Here is a 1354-nt window from a genome sequence, read left to right on the forward strand (position 1 = left end):
CGGACGGTCGTCGCGGCGGAAGCCGCCACGGTCGCCGCTCGGCGGGCCAGAACGCGGGCGGTCGCCCTGCGGACGGTCATCACGCCGGAAGCTGCCACCACGGTCGTCACGACGGAAGCTGCCGCCACGATCGTCGGGGCGCGAGCCGCCACGCGGCGGGCCGTCGCGGCGGTCACCGCTGGGGGCGCCGAAGCGGGGGCGGTCGCCCTGGGGGCGGTCGTCGCGGCGGAAGCCGCCACGGTCGCCGCTGGGCGGGCCGGAACGGGGGCGGTCGCCCTGCGGACGGTCATCGCGGCGGAAGCTGCCGCCACGGTCGTCACGGCGGAAGGAACCGCCACGGTCGCCGCTCGGGCGGTCCGTACGCGGGCGATCGCCCTGCGGGCGGTCGGAACGGGGGCGGTCGGAGCTCGGACGGTCAGAACTCGGACGGTCGGTGCGGGGGCGGTCGTCACGACGGTCATCCCGGCGGAAACCGCCGGCCCGGTCACCGTCGCGGCGCGGGCCGCCGGTGCGGAAACCGCCCCGGTCGCCACCGCTCTGTCGCGGCTCCCGGCGCTCAGGCCGATCCGACCGATCCTCGGGCGAGTTGGACATCGTCGTAACTCCTTGGTTCGTGCTGCTGTAGTGCCAGTCTCTCGTACCTGCCGAGTGACCGCGCACCGGTGGGGCAAAACAAAAAGACCCTCGGTCCCAGCGCAGAGGCCGGGACCGAGGGTCCATAAAGATTGTTCGGCGGCGTCCTACTCTCCCACAGGGTCCCCCCTGCAGTACCATCGGCGCTGAAAGGCTTAGCTTCCGGGTTCGGAATGTAACCGGGCGTTTCCCTAACGCTATGACCACCGAAACACTATCGGGCCATCCCGCTGAACGGGATTATTGACAGTGCCAAGCGAACAAGCACACTTTTCAATTTAAGTAGTACTGGTTCAACCGGAGCGACTGTTCGCAACCCGGGAACCAAACAGTGGACGCGAAGCAAGAAATGTTAGACAAGCCCTCGGCCTATTAGTACCAGTCAGCTCCACCCGTTACCGGGCTTCCACATCTGGCCTATCAACCCAGTCGTCTACTGGGAGCCTTAACCCCTCAAAGGAGGTGGGAATACTCATCTCGAAGCAGGCTTCCCGCTTAGATGCTTTCAGCGGTTATCCTTTCCGAACGTAGCCAACCAGCCATGCCCTTGGCAGGACAACTGGCACACCAGAGGTTCGTCCGTCCCGGTCCTCTCGTACTAGGGACAGCCCTTCTCAATATTCCTACGCGCGCAGCGGATAGGGACCGAACTGTCTCACGACGTTCTAAACCCAGCTCGCGTACCGCTTTAATGGGCGAACAGCCCAACCCTTGGGACCGA

General features: G+C 66.0%; 2 rRNA genes and 1 pseudogene. All 3 read right to left on the reverse strand.

The window, feature by feature from the left end:
- Positions 1–594 (reverse strand): annotated as a pseudogene (locus ABZ721_RS20995) (RNA helicase); the annotation flags it as partial.
- A gap of 133 nt (positions 595–727) precedes the next feature.
- Positions 728–844, reverse strand: a 5S ribosomal RNA gene (gene rrf, locus ABZ721_RS21000).
- Between the two features lie 141 nt (positions 845–985).
- Positions 986–1354: ribosomal RNA gene (locus ABZ721_RS21005) — 23S ribosomal RNA — on the reverse strand; the annotation flags it as partial.

The sequence above is a fragment of the Streptomyces sp. NPDC006733 genome (assembly GCF_040636125.1).
Taxonomy (GTDB): domain Bacteria; phylum Actinomycetota; class Actinomycetes; order Streptomycetales; family Streptomycetaceae; genus Actinacidiphila.